This window comes from Caulobacter sp. BP25, assembly GCF_002737755.1.
Taxonomy (GTDB): domain Bacteria; phylum Pseudomonadota; class Alphaproteobacteria; order Caulobacterales; family Caulobacteraceae; genus Caulobacter.
The window spans coordinates 700,383-721,689 of sequence record NZ_PEGH01000018.1; the positions used below are offsets into that span (position 1 = coordinate 700,383).

Genomic DNA, 21,307 nt, shown 5'->3' on the forward strand with positions numbered 1-21,307 from the left:
CGCGAAAGCGACGGTTTTAGGGTTTTGTTGACCAAACCGCCGAAAAAAGTTCCGGCGATCACTAGCGGAAAACCGGCGTAACCCCGTCGATCCTGCGAACGCGCTCTCCGGTCGGGGCTGGAGGCGTCGAGAGGGGTATACAAAAGCAATGTCTAACGACACGCGTCGCCGCACGGTTCGCGGCTTCCTGATGGCGTCCGCCGCCGTGCTGGTTCTGGCCGGTCCGGCCCTGGCCCAAGAGGCCCGCCACACCTTCAACATTCCGGCCGGCGACGCCGTGACCGCGCTGCAGGCCTTCGCTCAGCAGTCGGGCAAGCAGGTGCTGTTCCCGTTCGAGGCCGCCACCGGCAAGCGCACGCCCGCCGTGGCCGGCGACATCGCCGACGCCGAGGCGCTGGCGCGCCTGGCCAAGGCCGCCGGCCTGGTCGTCCAGTCGGACGACGGCAAGACCATTACGCTGCGCCCGGCGCCGGCCGAACGCCCCCAGCCCGTGAGCGCGGGGGCCGGCGCGGCGACTGACGAGGCCCAAATCGTTGAAGCCATCGTGGTCGTCGGCTCGCAGATCGAAGGCGCGCGGACCACGGACGCCCTGCCGGTGACGGTGGTTGGCGAAAAGGAAATCATCGCCACGGGCGCCGTCTCGGGCGATGAGCTGTTCCGCTCGATCCCGCAGGCTGGCGACGTCCAGTTCCAGGAAGCCCGCACCACCGGCAACCTGAACGACGCGCGCGGCGACGTCTCGTCGCTGAACCTGCGCAACCTGGGCACTGGCAACACCCTGGTGCTGCTGAACGGCCGTCGCGCCGTCCTGGCGCCCGGCACCCAGACCGAGAACCTGGTGCCGGTCCAGACCGTCAACACCAACTCGTTCCCCGTCTCGGGCGTGAAGCGGGTGGAAGTGCTGCGCGACGGCGCGGCCGCCATCTACGGCGCCGACGCCGTGGCCGGCGTGGTCAACATGGTGCTGGACACCAAGTTCCAGGGCCTGCGCGCCGAGGCCCAGGTCGGCGGCTCGGAAGGCACCACCTATCGTGAGGGGACCTTCAACCTGAAGGCCGGCACGCGCCTGGAAGACGGCACCCGCCTGACCTTCTTTGGCTCCTACACCGCCCGCAGCCGTCTGATGGCCAGCGAGCGCGACTACTCGGCCAGCGAGGATCACCGCGCCGCCATGGCCGGCACCGCCTGGGCCAGCGACACCGCGTTCGACAACCGCTCGACCTCCAGCCCCTGGGGCGCCTTCACCCTGATCCCGTCCTCGACCGCGCCGCGTCAGAACGGCGTGGCCCTGACGACCTCGGGCGTGTTCCACATCGAGCCGGTGTCCAACACCGCCGCGGGCTGCTCGTCGGCGACCCTGGCCGGGAACCTCTGCATCCGCGCCGGCACGATCACGGGCGCCAACGACCGCGTGCTGCGCTATGACGAAAATTCCCAGCGCAGCCTGAAGGGCGGCCTGGAGCGCACCAACCTGTTCTCGACCGTCGAGCACGATTTTGGCGACATCACCGCCTATGGCGAGGCCGGCTACTACCACGCGCTGTTCACGGGCAACCGCGAGCAGTCCGCGCCGCTCAGCTCGTCGCCGATCAGCATCGCGGCCAACGCCTACTGGAACCCCTTCGGTCCGACGACCCTGGCCAATGGCGCGGTCAATCCCAACCGCCTGTCGGGCCTGACCGGCGTGGGCGCTTCGGGCGTGGCGATGAACATCACCAACTATCGCCCGGTCGACGCCGGCGGCCGCACCTATACGGTGACGGACGACAGCGTCCGCCTGCTGGGCGGCCTGAAGGGCGACTGGAACGGCTGGAAGTGGGACAGCGCGCTGCTCTACTCGGAAGCCCGCACCAAGGACATGACCCACAACGCGATCAGCAACACGCTCTTCCAGGCGGCGCTGAACCGCACCGACTCGTCGGCCTACAACCCGTTCAACGGCGGTTCGCTGACCAACTATTCGGGCGAGGACGCCACGCCCAACAGCCAGGACACGATCAACTCGTTCCTGATCAACGTCTACCGGATCAGCAAGACGTCGCTGGCCATGGGCGACTTCAAGGTGTCGAAGAAGGACCTGTTCCAGCTGCCCGGCGGCGACGTCGGCTTCGCGGCCGGGGTCGAGCTGCGCCGCGAGACCTACAAGGACAACCGCGACGACCGCCTGGACGGCACGATCACCTACACCAACAGCGTCACCGGCGTGACCTATGGCAGCGACGTGATGGGCGCCTCGGGCGCGCCGGACGTCTCGGCCGACCGCACGATCGCCTCGGCCTTCTTCGAGCTGGCCGTGCCGGTGATCTCGCCCGAGATGAACATCCCGTTCGTCGAGGAGATCAGCCTGCAGATCGCCGCCCGCGACGAGCACTATTCGGACTTCGGCAACGTGCTGAAGCCCAAGGGCGCGATCCTGTGGAAGGTCGGTCAGGGCCTGTCGCTGCGCGGCTCGGTCTCGCAAAGCTTCCGCGCGCCGAACCTGCCGCAGTTCTACAGCGAAGGCGCGTCGGTCTCGAACACCCGCACCGACTGGGCGGCCTGCCGGATCAACACCCCGACGGCGACCACCTGCACGAGCGCCAGCACGCTGGAGATCCGCAGCGGCAACGACAACCTCAAGCCCGAAGAGGCCGACAACGCCAGCGTCGGCTTTGTCTATCAGCCGCGCTTCATTCCGTTCGAGTACGGCAAGCTGACCCTGACCACCGACTTCTGGTCGATCCGCGAAAAGGGGGTGATCGGCATCCTGGGCGGCGCCAACCAGATCGCGCTGGACTGGCTGCTGCGCCAGCAGGGCTCGTCCAACCCGAACGTGGTGCGCGAGGCTCCGACGGGGTCGAATACGGTCGGGACCATCATCTCGATCAACGACACCTACATGAACCTGCAGCCGCGCATGGTGCAGGGCGTCGACTTCTCGCTGGACTACGATCTGGACGACACCCCCTGGGGCGACTTCGGTCTGAACGTCAACGTCGCCAAGCTGCTGAAGTTCGACCAGCAGCCTAGCGCGACCGAGGCCCTGCTGCAGCAGGCCGTCGCGGCCGGCCAGCTGCCGGGCGTGACGATCACCACCGCCGGCAACCAGATCGGCATGGGCGGCTTCCCCGAGTTCCGCGGCAGCGCCAGCCTGACCTGGCGCAAGAACGGCTGGGGCGCGGGCGCCTTCGTCAACTATGTGAGCGAGGTGTACGACACCGGCTCGACCCTGACGGGCGGCGAGTACTACCAGATGCCGGCCTGGACCACGGTCAGCCTGTATGGCCAGTACGCGTTCGACGAAGGCCGCTTCGACGGCTCCACGATCCGTGTCGGCGTGCGCAACGTCGGCGACAAGGACCCGCCGGTCTCGTCCAGCAACTTCGGCTACTACGGCTCGCTGTACAACGCGACCGGCCGCTACTGGTACATGAACGTCTCCAAGCGGTTCTAGAGCTCGCTTCGAGGCGGGCTGGGCCCGCCTCGAACGCAAGCCGTCGCGGCTTCGGGGGCCGTCCTACCCCTTTGAAAAGTCCCCGAGGACGTGACGATCGGCGCCGGAGCTGCCCCTCCGGCGCCGAATTCGTTTTCGGATTTGAGGTCGATCAAGGCCGGCGGCGGCGCGGGGGCGCAGCCTGGGGGCAGGCTCTTCTGTTTGCGGTCCAGACAGAGGCCTACCGCCGGTCGGCGTCATCGCCAGTTCGACGCCGGACGGCGGCGCTTCGGGGCCGTACCCCCTAGGGTCTCGAAGCTATATCGGCGCCGGAGTCGCATCCGGCGCCGATCTTGTTTTTGGGGGGGCAGTTGTTCTGAAGGCGGGCTTTCATGCGCGAGCGCCCAAAAGCAGATATGCCGAAGGGCTGATCGGGGTGGATTGCGGGCCTTCAGTTAGGCACGAAGAGGCCGACTTGGCGGACAATCTTCTCCACTTCCGCCCTTGCACCGATGTCGCGGAAGAACGCCCAATCGGTCAGGTCCCAATTCTGGATCAGCCTCACATCGTGCTCTTCGTAGTAAATCTCTAGGAAGCGATGCTTGGGTCGGAATTCTCGGCGGCTGGCCCGCCAAAGATCGAAGAAGCGGCGGCTATCTCCATTAATTCGAACAAGATCACCGCCATGCCGGACCCGCCAAAATCCTCGCTGGCTAAGGCGCAAGTGCAATTCCCAAAAGGCCCGCTCAAACTCCCGATACTGAGCTAATTCGGTGGCGTTTTTGATCTCCCTGAAGTTTAGGGGCCTCGGAAGCTCTTCGTCTTGGCGGAGAAAACGAGGGAAGGCCGATATCGGCAATGACCTGTAACCCAGCCGGATATCCTCATCTTCATGGCCGTACGAATGAATGAGCGGGAACTGGGTCGGCAAAGGGCATCTCGCGGTGCGTTTAGAAGCACAGGGTGGCGGTTAGGCCTTCAGCCGACAAGGTCCGACTTGGGTCGAAGCAAGACCTAAACCCCTACCTCTTGATGGGGGAGGGCAGGGTGGGTGCGCTGCGGTTGAAGCCGTGCGCGGACAAACCTCGGCGGATCACCTCTATCCCGGCCCTTCCCCCATCAAGGGGGCAGGGGGCGCTAACCCATAAACCCGACCTTCCCGGCGAATGCCGGGACCCAGATCGAACCCGCTCACGTCCGATGGTCGGTCGAGGTCGTGGGCGCGCCCACTCAAGCCGTTCCGGATGAATCTGGGCCCCGGCATTCGCCGGGGAGGTCGGGTGTTGAGGGGACACAACTCGGGAACCTCGCGGGCGCTAGCCCAGGAATTCTAGGCCTAGATCTCGCCAGTCGGGATTACTTTCCTCGATCAGCATGAGCTTCCAAGACCGGCGCCATTCCTTCAGCCGCCGCTCTCGGATCAGCGCGCTCTCGCGAGAGGCGTGTTGCTCTAACCACACCAGCATTGTGCAGCCGTACTTCGCAGTGAAGCCGCGTACTCGGCTCTGGTGCTCGAAGACCCGGCGGGCCAGGTCGTCGGTCGAACCGATATAGAGCGTGCCGTTACGCTGGCTGGCCATGATGTAGACGTAGAATGCCATGGCTTAGCGTGCGGCAATGGTCGGAATAATATCAATCTAAAATTGTATTCCGTCCGACCTTCCCGGCCAATGCCGGGACCCAGATCGAACCTGCTCACGTCCGATGGTCGGTCGAGGTCGTGGGCGCGCCCATTGAAGCCGTTCCGGATGAATCTGGGCCCCGGCGTTCGCCGGGGAGGTCGGGTGTGGTGAGGATCCTTCCCCTACTTCCCGCTCACCGCCGGCCCGTACAGCAGCCCGTTGAACAGGAACTTGAACGTGCCCCACGACTGGGCGCGCTGGGTGATCTCGGGGCCGAAGACGAAGAGCTTGCCCTTGCCCAGGTCGATATCGAGCATGGCCGCCCCGCCGTTCAGCTTCTCCTGGCCGACGGCCCAGCCGCTGCGCAGCGGCTTGTCGGTGTCGAACCAGGCCACGCGCGAGACGCCCTTGACGTCGGGCTTCACGGTGAAGGCCGGGCTGCGGTCGAAGAAGACGTCGACCTGCTCGCCCGCGCCGTAGGCCAGCGGCTGCTTGGGATCGACCTTGGCCCGCAGGACCGAGCCGGGGATGTAGAGCTCGCGGTTGGAGAAGGCCTTCAGCTGGCCGTTCTCGGTCTTGGCGGTGGCCACCTCGACCGGCGCGCCTAGGGCCGTGGCCAGGCGGGTCGAGGCGCCGATCGCCACGACCGAGCCGCCGCCCTTCACGAATTCGGCGATCTTGGGCAGGGTCTTGTCGTCGGTGACGCGGCCCAGCCAGGCGCGGTACTCGGCCGGGATCTCTTCCGGCTTGGGCTGGGCGCCGCCGCGGCTGGCCCGGAACGGACCGCCCTGCGGCGCGGGCACGACGCCATCGGGGAAGACCAGGACGTCGAAGTCCTTCTTGATGTTCCCCGCGTCGAGGCGCTGGGGATAGACCACCTGGAACGGGGCCTCGAACTGCTCGAGCATCCAGCGGTTCCAGCCGGACGGCATCGAGCCGCCATAGACGTCCACCAGGCCAATGCGGATCGGCTTCAGGGCGATGGTCGCGCCGGACGGCTTGCCGGCGACCGCGTAGGCGTCGATTCCCAGCTCCTTCACGCCCTTCTCGATCACCGCCTTGGCGGCGGGCGAGGCGGGAACCCAGATCGCGCCGGGGCCAAACGCGGTCTCGCCGGCCTTGGCGCCGTCCTTGACCCACTGGACCTTGGCGCCGGCCTTCAAGAGGCGGTTGGTCAGGGTGAAGCTGGCGTTGGTCTCATGGCTGACCAGCCAACCCGCGCCGCCAGAGCCCTTCACCGAACCCGGCGCGACCTTGATCAGGTCGGGCACGCGCGCGGTCGGGGCCTCGAAGGCGTCGAGGATGCGGTCAAACTTGATCCCCATCTGATAGGCCAGGGTGTAGCCGGTGACGTCATAGGGCGCCTTGGGCGGGCCGCCCGGATACTCCAGGTCGTGTGGGTGGTCCTGCGGCTCGAACATGTCCAGCACGTGCGGGCGATAGGCCTGGGCGGTGCGCACGACGTACGAGCCGGCCGGATAGGTCTTGCCCGCGATCGTGAAGGCCTTGTCGGCCTTGTCGACATCGACGCCGGTCTTGATCAGGGCGTTGAGGAAGGCGACCACGGTGGGCATGTCGGCCTGGTCGGCCGGGATCACATAGCCGCGCGGATCGCGCCCTTGCGGCGTCTGCAGCACGGTCTTGTAGAGGCTGGGGTCGACCGCCGCGCCGAACGGGCCGGGCTTGTCCTTGCCGGCGGCGGCCAGGGCCTCGACGCGGGTCGGGGTGATGGTCCAGCTATCGGTCGAGCCGCGCTTGATGCTGTTGTCGCCCATCTTCCAGATGTTGAAGAGCAGGCGCTCGCGGTTGCGGGCGGCGTAGTCGATGACCGCCAGGTTCATGGTCATCTGGTAGTCCAGCGAGTCCTGCAGGCGCCAGACGCGCGGGGCGATCGGCGCGGGGCGGTCGTTATTGGGCAGCTGCAGGTCGGGAACCAGATTGACCGTGGTCGGGGTCGGGCCGCCGATGATCTCGGTCAGCAGGCCGATCGAATTGTGGAAGTAGGCGACCGACCGCACCATGCCGTTGTGCCAGGTGGAGTAGGGGGCGGCGCTGCGGGTCCCCGAGCCTGGCTTGTCCTCGGCCACCAGCCGGCTGTGCATGGCCATGCCGACTTCTTGCAGCTGGGTCATGACCAGCGGGTCGTAGTTGAAGTTGAACGGGTCGCGGAACGGCGGAACGAACACCACCATGCCGTTGGGGCCGGTCTGGTGCTGGTTGAAGATGATTTGCGGATACCACTCGCGGAACAGCTGGCGATTGATGTTGGTGGTCTCAGCCATGGCCGACATGAAGCTGTCGCGGTTGTTATCGTGGCCGACGTACTTCTGGTACAGGCGCGGCAGCGAGTTGAACTCGCGCTTTTTCGGATCGGCGTTGCGCATGTACCAGTCGCTGACCAGCTCCATGCCGTCGGGATTGTCGTGAGCGAACAGGATCACGCAGTCGTCCAGCAGGCGCAGGGTCTCGGGATCCTTGGCCGTCAGCATCCGGTAGAGCACCTGGATCTGGCCCTGCGAGGTGATGGTCTCGGTGGCGTGCAGGCCCGCGTCGATCCAGACGACCGCCTTGCCCTCGGCCGCCAGCTTTTCGGCCTCTTCCTTGGAGACGCCTTCGGCCTTGGCCAGCTTGCGCGAGATTTCCTTCAGGCGGTCCAGCTTGGCCAGGTTGGCGGGCGAGGAGACCACCGCCATCCACTGGGTGCGGCCTTCCTCGGTCTTGCCGATGTCGACCAGCTTCATGCGGTCGGACTGGGCCGCCAGGGTCTTCAGATAGGCCTCGTAGGCGGTGTAGTCGGCCAGGAAGTAGTCGCTGCCGATCGGCTGGGCGAAGGCCTTCTCCGGCGGGGTGATATCGGCCGCGATCGCGCCGCCGCCATGGGCCAACGCGCCGAAAGCCAAAACCACGCCCAGGGCCGCACCGGCCATCGCTCCGCCACGCGTCATTGCATCACCCCTAACCCGCGGCTCGACAGCAGAGACCGCTCTCCAAGATCAGACGAAGCTGGATCGGATTTCCGCATGCCGGGCAACGGGGCGAGCCGCCCATTTTTTCGCGCTGGACGCCGCGCGGGCGATTTCGAAGCGGGGAGGGGGTCAGATCGCCGAGCGGCGGGCCAGTTCGACGCGGCGGGCGGCGACTTCGCTGCGGGCGCGCTCCAGGGCGTCGATCTCGGTGGCGGTCAGCAGGTTGTCGATGACACGGCCCAGATGCTCGCGCATGGCGTTGCGGGCGGCGGACGGGTCGCGGGCCTGCAGCGCCAACAGGATCTCCTGATGGTCGTCGATCCGAGGCCGGACGCCGACCTGGCGCGCGCGCTCCAGCATGGCCCGGCACAGCGGCGACTTGTAGCGCTGGTCCCACAGGGTCTCGACGACGGTCACCAGGGCGCTGTTGCGGCTGGCGCGGGCGATGGCCACGTGAAAGCGGCGGTCGGCGCCTTCGCCCTTCACGTCCTGGTCGTTCTCCACGACCATGTCGTCCATGATCGCCGCCAGCTCGACCAGCTCCTCCTCGGTGATCGTGGCGGCGGCCAGGGCGGCGACCTCGCCCTCGATCAGCCGGCGGGCTTCGGTCAGCTCGAAGGCGCCGATGTCCAGTTCGGGCGCGGAGCCCTGGGCGCGCGACGCGTCGGTGACATAGACGCCCGAGCCGTGGCGGGCCTCGACCAGGCCCTGGATTTCCAGCGCGATCATCGCTTCGCGCACGGTGGGGCGGCTGACCTTGTAGTCCTCGGCTAGGTCCCGCTCGGAGGGCAGGCGCTGGCCCGGCTTGTGGACGCCGTCGCGGATCGACTCGGCGATCGCGCCGGCCACCTGCTGATAGAGCTTGCGGGGTTCCGCCGTCGAAGTGGTCATGTGTCTTTAAAATCCCGTCCGTTGCGCGCCGGACACCGCAGACTATTGCATGGAGTGGGGGCGCGCTACCCGACCTTGGTCGAAGGCCCTAGAGCGTGACGCCGAAAGTGGGAACCGGTTTCGGCGCGAGCCACGCTCTAAGCGTTTGATTTAGAGCCTTGTTGTCGCGCCAAAACGATTCCGTTTTGACGCGCAAGGCTCTAGCGGTTCGTCAGATAAGTCGCTAAAACTGGTCAGGCCAATTTTGCTCATGCTCAACGACTAAGGTCCATGCTGAAGATTATCGACGCCAAGGTCATCGTCACCTGCCCCGGCCGCAACTTCGTCACCCTCAAGATCACCACCGAGGACGGAATCACCGGCGTCGGCGACGCCACCCTGAACGGCCGCGAACTGTCGGTGGTCAGCTTCCTGCGTGATCACATGATCCCCAGCCTGATCGGCCGCGACGCCCATCAGATCGAGGACATCTGGCAGTTCTTCTATCGCGGCTCGTACTGGCGCGGCGGCCCGGTGGCCATGACCGCCCTGGCGGCCGTCGACATGGCGCTGTGGGACATCAAGGGCAAGGTCGCCGGCCTGCCGGTCTACCAGCTGCTGGGCGGCGCCTGCCGCACGGGCGTGATGGTCTATGGCCACGCCAACGGCGAGACCATCGAGGACACTATCGCCGAGGCCGTCAAGTACAAGGCCATGGGTTACAAGGCCATCCGCCTGCAGACGGGCGTGCCCGGCCTGGCCAGCACCTACGGGGTCTCGGGCGACAAGATGTTCTACGAGCCGGCCGACGGGAACCTGCCGACCGAAAACGTCTGGTCGACGGCGGCCTATCTGAAACATACGCCCAAGCTATTCGAGAAGGCGCGTGAGGTCCTGGGTTGGGACGTCCACCTGCTGCATGACGTCCACCACCGCCTGACCCCGATCGAGGCCGCGCGCCTGGGCAAGGATCTGGAGCCCTATCGCCTGTTCTGGCTGGAGGACTCGGTCCCCGCCGAGAACCAGGCTGGCTTCCGCCTGATCCGTCAGCACACGACGACGCCGCTGGCCGTCGGCGAGATCTTCGCCCACGTCTGGGACGCCAAGCAGCTGATCGAAGAGCAGCTGATCGACTATCTGCGCGCCACCGTGCTGCACGCGGGCGGCATCACCAACCTGAAGAAGATCGCCGCCTTCGCCGACCTGCACCACGTCAAGACCGGCTGTCACGGCGCCACCGACCTGTCGCCGGTGACCATGGCCGCGGCCCTGCACTTCGACATGTCGATCACCAACTTCGGCCTGCAGGAGTACATGCGCCACACCCCGGAGACGGATGCGGTCTTCCCGCACGCCTACACGTTCAATGACGGCATGCTGCATCCGGGCGACAAGCCGGGCCTGGGCGTCGACATCGACGAGGAACTGGCGTCCAAGTACGAGTACAAGCGCGCCTACCTGCCGGTGAACCGCCTGCAGGACGGCACGATGTTCAACTGGTAGGGCCTTAAGCCCTGCAGGAAGACGGCCGCCGGAGGGCTCCTCCGGCGGCCGTTTTTGTTTCGGCTGTCCGCAGCGGGCTCTAGGCGGGTCCGACGCTGAACGCGCACAGCTTGTTGCCGTCCAGGTCGCGGAAATAGGCCGCGTAGAAGGCCTGAGGGCCGTCCTCGCCGCGCACGCCCGGCTTGCCCTCGCACTGGCCGCCCAGGGCCACGGCCTTGTCGTGCAGGGTGTCGACCTTGGCGCGCTCGTCCACGGCCAGGGCGATCATCGTCCCGTTGCCGAAGGTGGCGGCCTGGCCGTCATAGGGCTTGCCGACGCCGAACATGGGCTTGCTCCAGTCTAAGCCCCACGCGCAGCCGCCGGTCGGGAACTCCATCAGGCGCTTGACGCCGATGGTTTCGAACAGCGCGTCATAGAAGGCCTTGGATCTGGCAAGGTCGTTGCTGCCCACCAGGGTGTAACCGATCATCGAAATCCTCCCCTTTGCGATTTGTCCCGAGGTTGACGAACAGCGGCTGGCGGCGCCAACGAAAAATCACGCTTTCAATGAAGATAGCGCTGAAGCTTGAGTGGGAAATAATCTTTTGAATCACGAGCTATCCGTAGCGGCGATGCGCATCGGACGTCATGTATATGTATGATTATATAAGACAAGAATTGGGCTAATGTCGGATTGTCGACTTATAATTCCCGCGTAGGTGGAATTATTTACTCGTGAGTTCGGCTCTTTTCTGCTAGCTTGGGCTCATTGCTAGCACGTCCCGTCGAGCGCTGGTGACTGAGAGACGAGGCTTAAAAGGCCTTCGCTCCCGCTCGAACGGCTGGAGCTATGAATGCCTGCTTATCTGTTCTACCCGCGACGCGCGAACGGCGTGTCGCTGACCTTTATCGCCGAGACCGCCCGGAGCGACGCCCAGGCGATGGAGCTGGCTGCGGAGATCGCGGCCGACCATGATTGCGTCGGCGTCTTCGTCTGGGAGCCGGCGTCCACCCCAGGAGGGCGGGACCGCTTCGTCGGCGAATTCGCCGGCCTGGGAGAAGAGTCGCGCGCCGAGATGTCCGGTGAGCCTGGAGCCTCCGCCACGGCTTAAGCGTTGCCGCGAGACTTTGCCTCGGCCAAGGCTCTGAAGGCGGGCCGCGCCAGCGGAGAGAGGGGGTCCAGATCTACGACCTCGACAGGCTGGACGCCGATAATCTTAGACGGTAGCGCTACCAAAAGGGGTGAGCGCGTCGGCATGAACGCGCGCCCGATGGGGAAACGCCGCCTTGCCCAAGCTGTCCTTTCCGAAACTTCGGGCCCTGCGCTGGTGGATCATCGGCCTGGTCATGCTGGGCGCGATCATCAACTACCTGACGCGCTCGACCATGGGCGTGGCCGCCCCCACGGTGCTGAAGGACCTGGGCATCTCGATCACGGAATATTCCTGGATCACCGGCGCCTTTCAGCTTGGGATCATGATGCAACCGGTGTGCGGCTATGTGCTGGACACCCTGGGGCTGCGCACGGGCTTTGCGGTGTTCGCCGCGTCCTGGTCCTTGTTCGCCATGGCCCACGGCCTGGCCTCCAACTGGCAGAGCTTCGCGGTCCTGCGCGGGCTTCTGGGGTTCGCCGAGGGCTCGGCCCAGCCGGCGGGCATGAAGACGGTCGCCACCTGGTTCCCGGCCAAGGAGCGCGGCTTCGCGGGCGGGGTGTTCAATATCGGCGCCTCGGTCGGCTCGATGCTGGCGCCGCCACTGGTGGTGTGGGCGGTGCTGACCTGGAACTGGCGCGCGGCCTTCGTGCTGACCGGGGCTCTGGGCCTGGTGTGGCTGGTGCTGTGGCTGCTGCTCTACCGCTCGCCCGACCAGCACCCGTCGATGACGCCGGACGAGCGCGCGCGCATCGCCGCTGGCCAGGAAACGCACCTGGCCGAGGCCGGGGCCAAGCCGTCGGTGATCTCCATCCTCAAGCAGCGCAAGTTCTGGGGCATCGCCCTGCCGCGCTTCCTGGCCGATCCCACCTGGGGGACCCTGTCGTTCTGGGCGCCGCTCTATTTGACCCAGACCCGAGGCTTCGATCTCAAGCAGATCGCCATGTTCGCCTGGCTGCCGTTCGTGGCCGCCGACCTTGGCTGCCTGTTTGGGCCCACGGTCGCGAGCTTCCTGCAGGCGCGCGGCGTGTCGCTGATCAACGCCCGCCGCTGGGCCGTCACCCTGGGGGCGGCGATGATGACCGGCATGATCTTTGTCGGTCGGGTCGAGAGCCCCTACGCCGCCATCGCCCTGCTGTGCCTGGGCGGCTTCGCCCACCAGACCCTGTCGGTGACCGTGATCACCATGGCCTCGGACCTCTTCCGCCGCGATGAGGTCGCCACCGTCGCGGGCCTGGCCGGCATGATGGGCAATCTGGGCGTCTTGCTGTTCTCGCTGCTGATCGGCGGCCTGGTGGCCAAGATCGGCTATGATCCGTTCTTCGTCGCCCTGGGCGTGCTCGACATTCTCGGCGCCATCATCCTGTGGACCTTCGTCAAGGATCGTATCGCGCCCAAGGCCGAGCCGGTCAGCCAGACCCCCAATCCGTGAGCTTGCCTGTGATCCGCAATCCTATCCTGCGCGGCTTCAACCCCGATCCCTCGATCGTGCGGGTGGGGGACGACTACTACATCGCCGTCTCGACCTTCGAGTGGTTCCCCGGCGTGCAGATCCACCACTCGCGCGACCTGAAAAACTGGCGGCTACTGAGCCGGCCGCTGCAGCGCGCCAGTCAGCTGAACATGCTGGGCGACCCGGACGGCTGCGGGCTCTGGGCGCCGTGCCTGTCCTATGCCGACGGGCGGTTCTGGCTGATCTACACCGACGTCAAGCGCTATGGCCGCACGACCGTTGGCGGGGCTTCGGGCGCCAGCTTGCGCGACTTCCACAACTACGGGGTCACCTGCGAGACGATCGACGGCGAATGGTCCGAGCCGATCCACCTGAACAGCTCGGGCTTTGACCCCTCGCTGTTTCACGACGACGACGGCCGCAAGTGGCTGCTCAACCAACTATGGGACCACCGGCCGGGCCAGAACCGCTTTGCCGGCATCGTGTTGCAAGAGTTCTCGCCCGCGCAGGGCCGCCTGGTGGGCGAGCGCAAGGTGATCTTCGAGGGCGCCTCGATCGGCCTGACCGAGGCCCCGCACCTCTACAAGCGCGACGGCTGGTACTATCTGATCACGGCCGAGGGCGGCACGGGCTTTGGCCACGCGGTGACCATGGCCCGCTCGCGGACCATCGACGGTCCCTATGAGCTGCACCCCGATACCTACCTACTGACCTCGCGGGATCGCCCGCACGCGCCGCTGCAACGCGCCGGCCACGCCGACCTGGTCGATACCGCCGACGGCGAGACCTACGCGGTCTATCTGGTGGGCCGTCCGATCCCCAACCGGGGCCGCTGCACCCTGGGCCGCGAGACGGCGATCCAGAAGCTGGTCTGGGGCCAGGATGGCTGGCCGCGCACCCTGGACGGCTCAGGCGATCCGACGCTGGAGACGCCCGCCCCGAACCTGCCCGAGCACGCCTGGCCCGCCGCGCCCGTTCGCGAGGACTTCGACGCGCCGACCCTGCCGATCGACTTCCAGTGGCTGCGCACGCCCTATCCCGACGAGATCTTCAGCCTGACCGCCAGGCCGGGGTCCTTGCGCCTGTACGGCCGCGAGACGGTCGGCAGCCTGTTCCGCCAGGCGCTGGTCGCCCGCCGCCAGCAGGCTCATTGCTATTCGGCCGCCACGACGCTGGACTTCGAGCCCGCCCATTTCCAGCAGGCTGCGGGCCTCATCTGCTACTACAACGGCGCCAAGCTGCACTATCTGCACGTCACCCACGACGCGGACATCGGCAAGCACCTGCGGGTCATGACTTGCATACCCGACAGCCCCCAGGCCGACAGCTTCACCGCGCCCATCCCGCTGGCCGCCGGCCCGGTCGAGTTGCGCGTCGAGGTGGACTTCGAGCGTCTGCGCTTTGGCTTCCGCCAGGGCGGTGGCGGCTGGACCTGGCTGACGGAGGTGTTCGACGCCTCGATCCTGTCCGACGAAGCCACCGCGCCTGGCGCGCCGAACTTCACCGGCGCCTTCGTCGGCATGGCCTGCCAGGACATGTCGGGGCAGGGCGCCCCGGCCGACTTCGACTGGTTCGACTACGAGGAACGGGAATATCGGGCTGGGCGTCCGGCCATCTAGCCCCTAGGCTCGGCGATCAGCCGCGCGGGCAAGAAAAAAGCCGGCCGACACATCCAGAGGACGCGCCGGCCGGCCGAAACAAAAAGGTGTCGGCGCGGTGGGGTGCGCCGAGTGCCAGATCAATTAACGAATCTTGGCGGAATGGCAACGCTCCTTGTGGTTGCGTCGCTGCGACAATCCGGCGCGAAACCCCTATTTTGCCTGGGTTTTAGGCAGATCTTGCGGTTGAGTAGCCCCGTGGCCCGTCCTCAATACGCGGAAAGCCACGAAGACGAGGGCGCTGGTCAGGGTCAGGCAGGCCGCCAGGAACAGCATCGGGGCCAGATTGCTGCCGGTTGAGTCGCGGATGATCGGCACGACGTTCTGGGCGATGAAGCCGCCGAGATTGCCCACGGCGTTGATAGCCGCGATGCCGGCGGCGGCGCGCGCTCCCTTCAGGAAGCTGGGCGGCAGGCTCCAGAAGCCCGGCTGGCCGGCGAAGATGGCGGGGGCGGCGACGCAGAGCAGGGCGAACTTGGCCCAGGTTCCGGGAACCACCACGCTGCCCACCAGGGCGACGGCGGCCAGCAGGGGCGGGCCGGCCACGTGCCAGACCGTGAAGCCGCGCTTGGCCGCGTGCTGGGGAACCCACCACAGGGCGGCGGCCACCAGGATCCACGGGATGATGTTGATCAGGCCGTTGACGGTGTTGGAGACGCCGAACGCCTTGACGATAGTCGGCAGCCAGTAGCTGAGGCCATAGGCTCCCAGGGGCATGCCGATATAGAGGCCCGCCAGCAGCAGGACACGCGGGTCCAGGATCGCCTTCCAGGCGCCGGCGTGGCCGGTGTCGTGGCCGACGTCCTCGCTGGCCAGAGTCTTGGCCAGCCAGGCCTTCTGCTCGGGCGCCAGCCAGGGCGCCTGTTCGGGGCCGTTGGGCAGCTTCCACAGCACATAGGGGGCCAGCAGGACGGCGGGAGCCCCGGTGACCAGGAACACCCATTGCCAGCCCTCCAGCCCCAGCAGGCCGTGCAGGTCCAGGAGGGCGCCGCCGATCATCGCCCCCACGGCGTTGGCCAGGGCCGAGGCGATCATGAACAGGCCCACCATCCGGGCGCGGTGCGCGTGCGGGAACCACAGGGTCAGGACGTACAGCACGCCCGGGAAGAACCCGGCCTCGGCCACGCCCAGCAGGAACCGCAGGATGTAGAACATCGTCGCGTTCTGGGTGAAGCCCAGCGCCAAGGTGACAAGGCCCCAGGTGAACATGATCCGCGCGAACCAGACGCGCGCGCCCACCTTGGCCAGGATCAGGTTGGCCGGCGCCTCGAACAGGAAGTAGCCGATGAAGAACAGGCTGGCGCCCAGGCCATAGGCGGCCTCGCTCAGCCCCAGGGCCTGCACCATCTCCAGCTTGGCGTAAGAGACATTCTGCCGGTCGATGTAGGCGATCAGGTACATGACGCAGAACAGCGGCATCAGCCGCGCGGTGATCCGGCGGACGGTCGAGACTTCCAGGCTCATGCGATGGCCGCCGTCAGCTTCGCGCGTGTCGTCATGCCGTCCTCGTCTTTCGTGGGCCCATACGCCTGCCCGGTTAGCGACGTCGGGGAGGCCGCGCCACCCCGACCAAGGTCTAGGGTCGCGGCGGGCCAGCCTCTCAAAAGCCAGTCTCTCAAGAGAAAGGGCGGCCCCGCAATGCGAGGCCGCCCTCCGTCGTCATGGTGACTGAGACTAGAAGCTCTTGCGGACTGTCACGCCGTAGGTGCGCGGGGCGTTCGGATAGCCGCTGTAGCTGCCGTCCTGGGCCACGGTCGGGAAGGTCGAGATCAGGCTGTTGTCCTTGGTCAGGTTACGCGCCCAGAGCATGACCTCGATCTGCTTGGCCGTGTTGGTGACGCCCACGCTGGCGTTGACCACCTTCTGGCCCCAGGTCGACAGGTCCGGCGGAGTCGTCTCGGTCAGCTGGGTCTTGCTGACAAAGTCGTACTCCACCCGGGCGTAGCCCTGGTAGTCGCCGCCGAAGTCGTGGTTGACCGTGGCCGAGGTCGAGAACGACCACTTCGGAATGCCGGCCGGACGGTCGCCCGTCAGGTCGCGGAAGTTCGGACGGCGGCCGGTCGTCGGGTCGACCGGGCAGCGCACGGTGTCGTAGTTCACGCAGGCCGCGCCGGTGAAGCGGTCGAAGACCGGGTCAAGATAGGTGACCGCAGCGGCCAGGTTCAGCCAGCTGACCGGGCGCCAGGCGCTGTCGACCTCGAAGCCCTTGACCGACTGCTCGCCGGCGTTGACCAGGCTGTAGCCCAGGCCCGTGAAGGCGTTGGACTGGAAGCCCTTGATGGTCTGCTTGAACACCGCGACGTTGGCGTAGCCGCCCGGGAAGTTGGCCTTCACGCCCAGTTCGTAGACGTCGACGCTCTCGGGATTGGCGGTGCGGCCCACGCCGTTGGCGTTCGGCGGACGGCTGTCGGACGACAGGTTGTAGGCGCCGGCCTTCCAGCCCGTGGAGTAGCTGACATAGGCGTTGATGGCGCCGAAGTCATAGGCCGCCCGCACCGCGTAGGTGATCTTGTCGGCCTTCAGCTCGCCGGACTCGCTGGCGTTCGGGAAGTTGACCGGAGCGTGGTTGGTGGTGTTGCCGTAGAAGAACTGCAGGGCGCCCAGAGCGCTATACAGGTTGCCCGGCAGGCCGAGCGCCGTGAACTGCGGCACCGCGCCCAGGTTCAGCGCCGAGAACGGGTCGTTCATGACCACGTTCGAGCGGGCCTTCTTCTCGTCGTTCAGATAGGCCAGACCGCCGGTCAGGGTCAGCTTGTCGGTGACGGCGTAGTCGACCTGGCCGAACAGCGAGTACGACGTCTGCTTCATGCTGTAGTAGTCGTCGATGCCCTGGCCGGGCTGGAAGTAGGTCAGGCCAGGCCGCACCAGGGTCGGCGTCGCCAGGCTCTGCAGGAACTCCAGCGCATAGAGGTTCGAGCGACCGGTCAGGGCCGGGCGCAGGGTCGCGGGCAGGGCGCCGAGCAGGGTGGCCGGGACCGCGCCCGAGAGGGCCTCGGCGAAGCCGCGGATGTCCGTGCCGTAGGTGATCGTGCGGCCGGTATCGAGCTTCTCGTGCTGGAAGAAGCCGCCCGCCAGCCAGCTGATCGGACCATCGCCGCTGGAGGCCAGACGGATTTCCTGGGTGAAGGTCTTGATGCTGTTGGAGGTGCGGTTGTTGGAGATATCCGCGCCGGTGAAGTCGATATCCTGGAACGAGGCGTTCTTCTGGTTCCGGTAGGCGGTGATCGCCGTCAGCTTGGCGAAGTTCAGGTCATGGTCGATCTGGGCCGAGACACCCTTGCCCGACAGGTCGTTGCTGGGGTCGGTATTGAAGATGACGTTGCGGTCGAAGACCTTGGTGGTGTCGCTGATCGGCTTTTGCAGCACCGCGCCGATCGCCAGGGTGGCGGGGCCATTCAGGATCGAGCTGACCGCGCAGCAGGTTTCCTTGATCTTGTTGTAGTCGGCGATGAAGCGGACCGAGGTCTTGTCGGTCGGCTCCCACAGCACGTCGCCGCGGATCGACCAACGATCGCGGTCGTTGACGTCGCTGCCGGTGGTCAGGTTGGTGAAGAAGCCGTCGCGCTTGTTGACGCTGCCCGACAGGCGCACCGCCAGGGTGTCGCTGAGCGGGCCGGTGAAGGTGCCTCGGATCTGGCGGGTGTTGTAGTTGCCGATCGTGGCTTCCAGCTTGCCGCCAGCTTCGTACTGCGGGCGCTTGGTCACGATGCTGATCGCGCCGGCCGACACGTTCTTGCCGAACAGGGTCGATTGCGGACCGCGCAGCACTTCGATGCGCTCGACCTCGGGCAGGTCGTCCAGCGCGGCGGCCGAGCGGCTGCGGTAGACGCCGTCGATGAAGACGCCGACCGAGCTTTCGATGCCGTCATTGCCGTTGCCGTTGCCAAAGCCCCGGATAATGAAGTTCGTTTGGCCTGTGGCGTTGAATTGCGAGACTTTCAGCGACGGAACGACCGATTGCAGGTCGATCAGGTCGCGGACCTGGGCGCGTTCGATGGTCTGCTGACCGGTGACGGCCACCGAGATCGGCACGTCCTGGAGGGTTTGCTCCCGCTTGGTGGCGGTGACGACGATCTCTTCGACGGCGGTGATGTCAGCGGGTTTGGTTTGTTGGGCGAAGGCGGGGGCGGCGATGGCGAGCGCCAGGGCCGAAACCCCCAGCATCTGGACGTTTCTCATTGGTAACTCCCTGATTTGTTTTATTTTTATCCGCACGTCTTCCCGCTTCGGCTCGAGCTTGGCCGAAGTTCCTGGAGGGAAGGGCGGTTTTCTTGACGTTGGGTAAGGGCGGCCTCAGCCGGCCGTCCGGGCCGCGCGTGGCGGTCGGAAGAGCCGGACCGTGGATGCGGACATTGTCCGTCATTTTTTGCCCCAAGCCTGCACGGTCTTGCATCCCGTGCTGAGCTAAGGGGAAATCTAACATGCTCTCGATATTCTAGCGCAAGTTAGAAATTATCCGATTGATCCCGTCATCGTTCGGGGAGAGCTTTGAGAACTGGCGATTTTCGACACAGAATCGAACGGCCGGGCGGAGGGAGCGACCATTGTCGAGGGCGGGGGAACCCCTGGCGCCGGCGGACGACGCCCGGCCTTTGGCCCAGAGCCAGAAGTCCTTGAAGAAGCGCGAGGCGATCCTGCGCGCCGCCATCAAGATCATCAACGTCAGGGGCTTCGCGGCCGCCACCATGACCGACATCGCCGCGGCGCTGAATCTGCGTGACGCGGCGCTCTACTATTATTTCCCGAACAAGCAGGCCCTGGCCTTCGCGGGCCATCACCAGTCTCTGGACCGGTTCGAGGCCATCCTGCTGGCCGTCGACGCAGCCGGCGGGACGGGCCTGAGCAAGCTGCGCCGCCTGTTCCGGGCGGTGCTGGACGACGCGGTCGATAACGGCCCGCAGCTCTATTTCGGCGACAATTCCTATCTCGACGCCGCCCAGCGCGAGGCGATCGAGACCCGCACCGCCGAGCTGCGCAAGACCCTGGAGCGGTTCCTGGAAGAAGGTGTGGCCGATGGCACCATCGCGCCCTGCGAGCCGCCGTTGGTGGTTCAGCTTCTGGTCGGCATGCTGATCTGGCTGGTCAAGTGGACGCCGCAGACGCCGGGCCTGACCAACGAGCGCCTGCTGGAAGCCATCGAGGCCACCGCGCTCAAGGGGCTGGCGCGGGCTTAGATCAGGCCCAGCTCAGCCCGCGCCTTGCGCGTCAGCTTGGCCGCGATCAGGCCGTGAGCCGTCCGGACCCAGTCGGCGACCTCGTCGGCGCCCAGCGTCGAAAGGTCGCGGAAATGCACCCACTTGGCGCGGGCCAGATAGGGCGCCGGCGCGGCCTGGCCCGACTCGGTCAGGACCTCGAACGCCACGTCCGAGGCCTTGAACGAGATTCCGCCCTGACCCACGCCCTGGCCCCGGACGGCGAACATCTTGCCGCCGACCTTGAAGACGTGATCGTCGCCCCACTGGATCGACACGGTCGCGCCCGGCAGGGCCAGGCACGCCGCGTCGAAGGCCTCAGGGCTCATCAGGCCCCGACGCCCCCGGGGACGCCCCCGGGGACGCCCCCAGGGACGCCCAAGCCGATTGGGCAGACGACGCCCGTGCCGCCGATGCCGCAATAGCCGTTCGGGTTCTTGGCCAGGTACTGCTGGTGATAGTCCTCGGCGAAGTAGAACGGGCCGGCCGCTTGGATCTCGGTGGTGATGTCGCCCAGGCCCTTGGCCGACAGCGCCTGCTGGTAAGCTTCCTTCGACGCCACGGCCGCGGAGCCTTGCGCGTCGTTCGTCACATAGATTCCCGAGCGGTACTGGGTGCCGATATCGCCGCCCTGGCGCATGCCCTGGGTCGGGTCGTGGTTTTCCCAGAAGGTCTTCAGCAGCGCCTCGTAGGTGACGACCTTGGGGTCGAACACCACCAGCACCACCTCGGTATGGCCGGTGCGGCCGGTGCAGGTCTCTTCATAGGTCGGGTTGGGCGTGATCCCGCCCGCATAGCCGGCGGCGGTCACGTAGACGCCGGGAACCTTCCAGAACACGCGCTCGACGCCCCAGAAGCAGCCCATGGCGAAGATCGCCGTCTCCAGGCCGTCCGGATAGGGGCCTTTCAGCGCATGGCCGTTGATGAAGTGCGTCTGCGCCGTCGGGATCGCCTCGGCGCGGCCGGGCAGGGCCGTGTCGACGGTCGGCATCTCGAGGGTTTTCTTCATGGTCAGCATGGCGGGGGCCTCTCGAAGGCAGGAAGGTCTTGAGCCCCGATATAGGCGTTCGCGCGGCCGGTTTCACCCCGAGATGAAGAGCCGTACTTTGTTGGCTTGCCCTGCGGCGGTCCCTGAGTATATTGCGCGCCTTCCCGCGCCGGGGGTCTCAACCACCCCCGACTCGATTGCGCTGGTGAGGTGGCCGAGTGGTTGAAGGCGCACGCCTGGAACGCGTGTATAGGGGAAACTCTATCGAGGGTTCGAATCCCTCTCTCACCGCCACGCACCTTCAATGAAATCAGAGGCTTGCTGGGCGTCTTGGTGCCATCGCGCACCCCATCCGCGTACCCCTTCACGTCGCTGTGACCTGACTGCATGCAACCGCCACGAGGTTCGTAGTGAGTTCGGCCGGTCCCTCGCCAAGAGGCGGCGTGAGGACGCTCGGGCGGGCAAGGGGAGCGAGACCTTCTCGCCCAAGGGGCAGCGACTCTCGGTCCCGCC

General features: G+C 66.4%; 14 protein-coding genes, 1 tRNA gene and 1 pseudogene. 7 read left to right on the plus strand and 9 right to left on the minus strand.

Features of this window, described 5'->3' with window-relative positions; all coding sequences use genetic code 11:
* Positions 1 to 148 precede the first annotated feature (148 nt).
* Positions 149 to 3,433 (plus strand): TonB-dependent receptor, encoded by a 3,285-nt coding sequence (locus tag CSW59_RS17245; protein WP_099445179.1) that lies wholly within the window; start codon positions 149 to 151, stop codon positions 3,431 to 3,433.
* A gap of 430 nt (positions 3,434 to 3,863) precedes the next feature.
* Here CSW59_RS17245 and CSW59_RS17250 read toward each other — a convergent pair whose 3' ends face one another.
* From CSW59_RS17250 to CSW59_RS17270, 4 genes and pseudogenes are all read right to left on the minus strand, one after another.
* Positions 3,864 to 4,343 (minus strand): hypothetical protein, encoded by a 480-nt coding sequence (locus CSW59_RS17250; protein WP_099445180.1) that lies wholly within the window; start codon positions 4,341 to 4,343, stop codon positions 3,864 to 3,866.
* Between the two features lie 385 nt (positions 4,344 to 4,728).
* Positions 4,729 to 5,013 carry a GIY-YIG nuclease family protein gene (locus CSW59_RS17260; RefSeq protein ID WP_099445182.1) on the minus strand — a complete coding sequence of 95 codons (285 nt, stop codon included), beginning with the start codon at positions 5,011 to 5,013 and terminating at the stop codon, positions 4,729 to 4,731.
* Between the two features lie 203 nt (positions 5,014 to 5,216).
* Positions 5,217 to 8,065, minus strand: a pseudogene (locus CSW59_RS17265) (M14 metallopeptidase family protein).
* Between the two features lie 64 nt (positions 8,066 to 8,129).
* Complete coding sequence (locus tag CSW59_RS17270) at positions 8,130 to 8,891, minus strand: FadR/GntR family transcriptional regulator (protein WP_099445184.1); 762 nt, start codon at positions 8,889 to 8,891, stop codon at positions 8,130 to 8,132.
* Between the two features lie 270 nt (positions 8,892 to 9,161).
* Between CSW59_RS17270 and manD the strand changes: the two genes are divergently transcribed.
* A complete protein-coding gene (gene manD / locus CSW59_RS17275) occupies positions 9,162 to 10,373 on the plus strand; it encodes a D-mannonate dehydratase ManD (protein WP_099445185.1) in 1,212 nt (403 codons plus the stop codon).
* Positions 10,374 to 10,452: 79 nt separating this feature from the next.
* Here manD and CSW59_RS17280 read toward each other — a convergent pair whose 3' ends face one another.
* Positions 10,453 to 10,842 carry a VOC family protein gene (locus tag CSW59_RS17280; protein WP_099445186.1) on the minus strand — a complete coding sequence of 130 codons (390 nt, stop codon included), beginning with the start codon at positions 10,840 to 10,842 and terminating at the stop codon, positions 10,453 to 10,455.
* A gap of 364 nt (positions 10,843 to 11,206) precedes the next feature.
* Between CSW59_RS17280 and CSW59_RS17285 the strand changes: the two genes are divergently transcribed.
* The 3 genes from CSW59_RS17285 (at position 11,207) to CSW59_RS17295 (ending at position 14,575) form a co-directional block, all read left to right on the plus strand.
* Positions 11,207 to 11,464, plus strand: coding sequence for a hypothetical protein (locus tag CSW59_RS17285; RefSeq protein WP_099445187.1), 258 nt, complete (start codon positions 11,207 to 11,209; stop codon positions 11,462 to 11,464).
* Between the two features lie 235 nt (positions 11,465 to 11,699).
* The gene (locus CSW59_RS17290) at positions 11,700 to 12,935 is read left to right on the plus strand and encodes an MFS transporter (RefSeq protein ID WP_236632256.1); all 1,236 of its coding nucleotides are present in this window, start codon (positions 11,700 to 11,702) and stop codon (positions 12,933 to 12,935) included.
* Positions 12,932 to 14,575: a glycoside hydrolase family 43 protein gene (locus CSW59_RS17295; RefSeq protein WP_099445189.1), complete on the plus strand. Its 1,644-nt coding sequence runs from the start codon at positions 12,932 to 12,934 to the stop codon at positions 14,573 to 14,575. Before CSW59_RS17290 ends, CSW59_RS17295 begins: the two co-directional genes overlap by 4 nt.
* Positions 14,576 to 14,767: 192 nt before the next feature.
* Here the strand turns inward: CSW59_RS17295 and CSW59_RS17300 are convergent, their stop codons facing one another.
* Complete coding sequence (locus CSW59_RS17300; RefSeq protein ID WP_099445190.1) at positions 14,768 to 16,078, minus strand: MFS transporter; 1,311 nt, start codon at positions 16,076 to 16,078, stop codon at positions 14,768 to 14,770.
* A gap of 210 nt (positions 16,079 to 16,288) precedes the next feature.
* Positions 16,289 to 18,793 carry a TonB-dependent receptor gene (locus tag CSW59_RS17305; protein ID WP_099445191.1) on the minus strand — a complete coding sequence of 835 codons (2,505 nt, stop codon included), beginning with the start codon at positions 18,791 to 18,793 and terminating at the stop codon, positions 16,289 to 16,291.
* Between the two features lie 365 nt (positions 18,794 to 19,158).
* Here CSW59_RS17305 and CSW59_RS17310 point away from each other — a divergent pair, with 365 nt between their 5' ends.
* Positions 19,159 to 19,788 (plus strand): TetR/AcrR family transcriptional regulator, encoded by a 630-nt coding sequence (locus CSW59_RS17310; RefSeq protein ID WP_099445192.1) that lies wholly within the window; start codon positions 19,159 to 19,161, stop codon positions 19,786 to 19,788.
* Here the strand turns inward: CSW59_RS17310 and CSW59_RS17315 are convergent.
* Both CSW59_RS17315 and msrA read right to left on the minus strand, forming a co-directional pair.
* Positions 19,785 to 20,135, minus strand: coding sequence for an MmcQ/YjbR family DNA-binding protein (locus CSW59_RS17315; protein ID WP_099445193.1), 351 nt, complete (start codon positions 20,133 to 20,135; stop codon positions 19,785 to 19,787). The genes CSW59_RS17310 and CSW59_RS17315 overlap by 4 nt on opposite strands.
* Positions 20,135 to 20,824, minus strand: a complete 690-nt coding sequence (gene msrA, locus CSW59_RS17320) for a peptide-methionine (S)-S-oxide reductase MsrA (RefSeq protein ID WP_099445194.1) — start codon at positions 20,822 to 20,824, stop codon at positions 20,135 to 20,137. Before msrA ends, CSW59_RS17315 begins: the two co-directional genes overlap by 1 nt.
* Positions 20,825 to 20,998: 174 nt before the next feature.
* On the opposite strand from msrA, the gene CSW59_RS17325 reads away from it, so the two are divergent.
* Positions 20,999 to 21,088 (plus strand) — tRNA-Ser (locus CSW59_RS17325).
* Positions 21,089 to 21,307: the final 219 nt, after the last annotated feature.

What these genes read in the sequence shown, in the direction of transcription:
- CSW59_RS17245 (WP_099445179.1), top strand. Translation starts at nt 149, where the DNA reads ATGTCTAACGACACGCGTCGCCGCACGGTTCGCGGCTTCCTGATGGCG.
- manD (WP_099445185.1), top strand. Translation starts at nt 9,162, where the DNA reads ATGCTGAAGATTATCGACGCCAAGGTCATCGTCACCTGCCCCGGCCGC.
- CSW59_RS17305 (WP_099445191.1), bottom strand. Translation starts at nt 18,793, where the DNA reads ATGAGAAACGTCCAGATGCTGGGGGTTTCGGCCCTGGCGCTCGCCATC.
- CSW59_RS17285 (WP_099445187.1), top strand. Translation starts at nt 11,207, where the DNA reads ATGCCTGCTTATCTGTTCTACCCGCGACGCGCGAACGGCGTGTCGCTG.
- CSW59_RS17270 (WP_099445184.1), bottom strand. Translation starts at nt 8,891, where the DNA reads ATGACCACTTCGACGGCGGAACCCCGCAAGCTCTATCAGCAGGTGGCC.
- CSW59_RS17280 (WP_099445186.1), bottom strand. Translation starts at nt 10,842, where the DNA reads ATGATCGGTTACACCCTGGTGGGCAGCAACGACCTTGCCAGATCCAAG.
- msrA (WP_099445194.1), bottom strand. Translation starts at nt 20,824, where the DNA reads ATGCTGACCATGAAGAAAACCCTCGAGATGCCGACCGTCGACACGGCC.
- CSW59_RS17315 (WP_099445193.1), bottom strand. Translation starts at nt 20,135, where the DNA reads ATGAGCCCTGAGGCCTTCGACGCGGCGTGCCTGGCCCTGCCGGGCGCG.
- CSW59_RS17300 (WP_099445190.1), bottom strand. Translation starts at nt 16,078, where the DNA reads ATGAGCCTGGAAGTCTCGACCGTCCGCCGGATCACCGCGCGGCTGATG.
- CSW59_RS17260 (WP_099445182.1), bottom strand. Translation starts at nt 5,013, where the DNA reads ATGGCATTCTACGTCTACATCATGGCCAGCCAGCGTAACGGCACGCTC.
- CSW59_RS17290 (WP_236632256.1), top strand. Translation starts at nt 11,700, where the DNA reads ATGCTGGGCGCGATCATCAACTACCTGACGCGCTCGACCATGGGCGTG.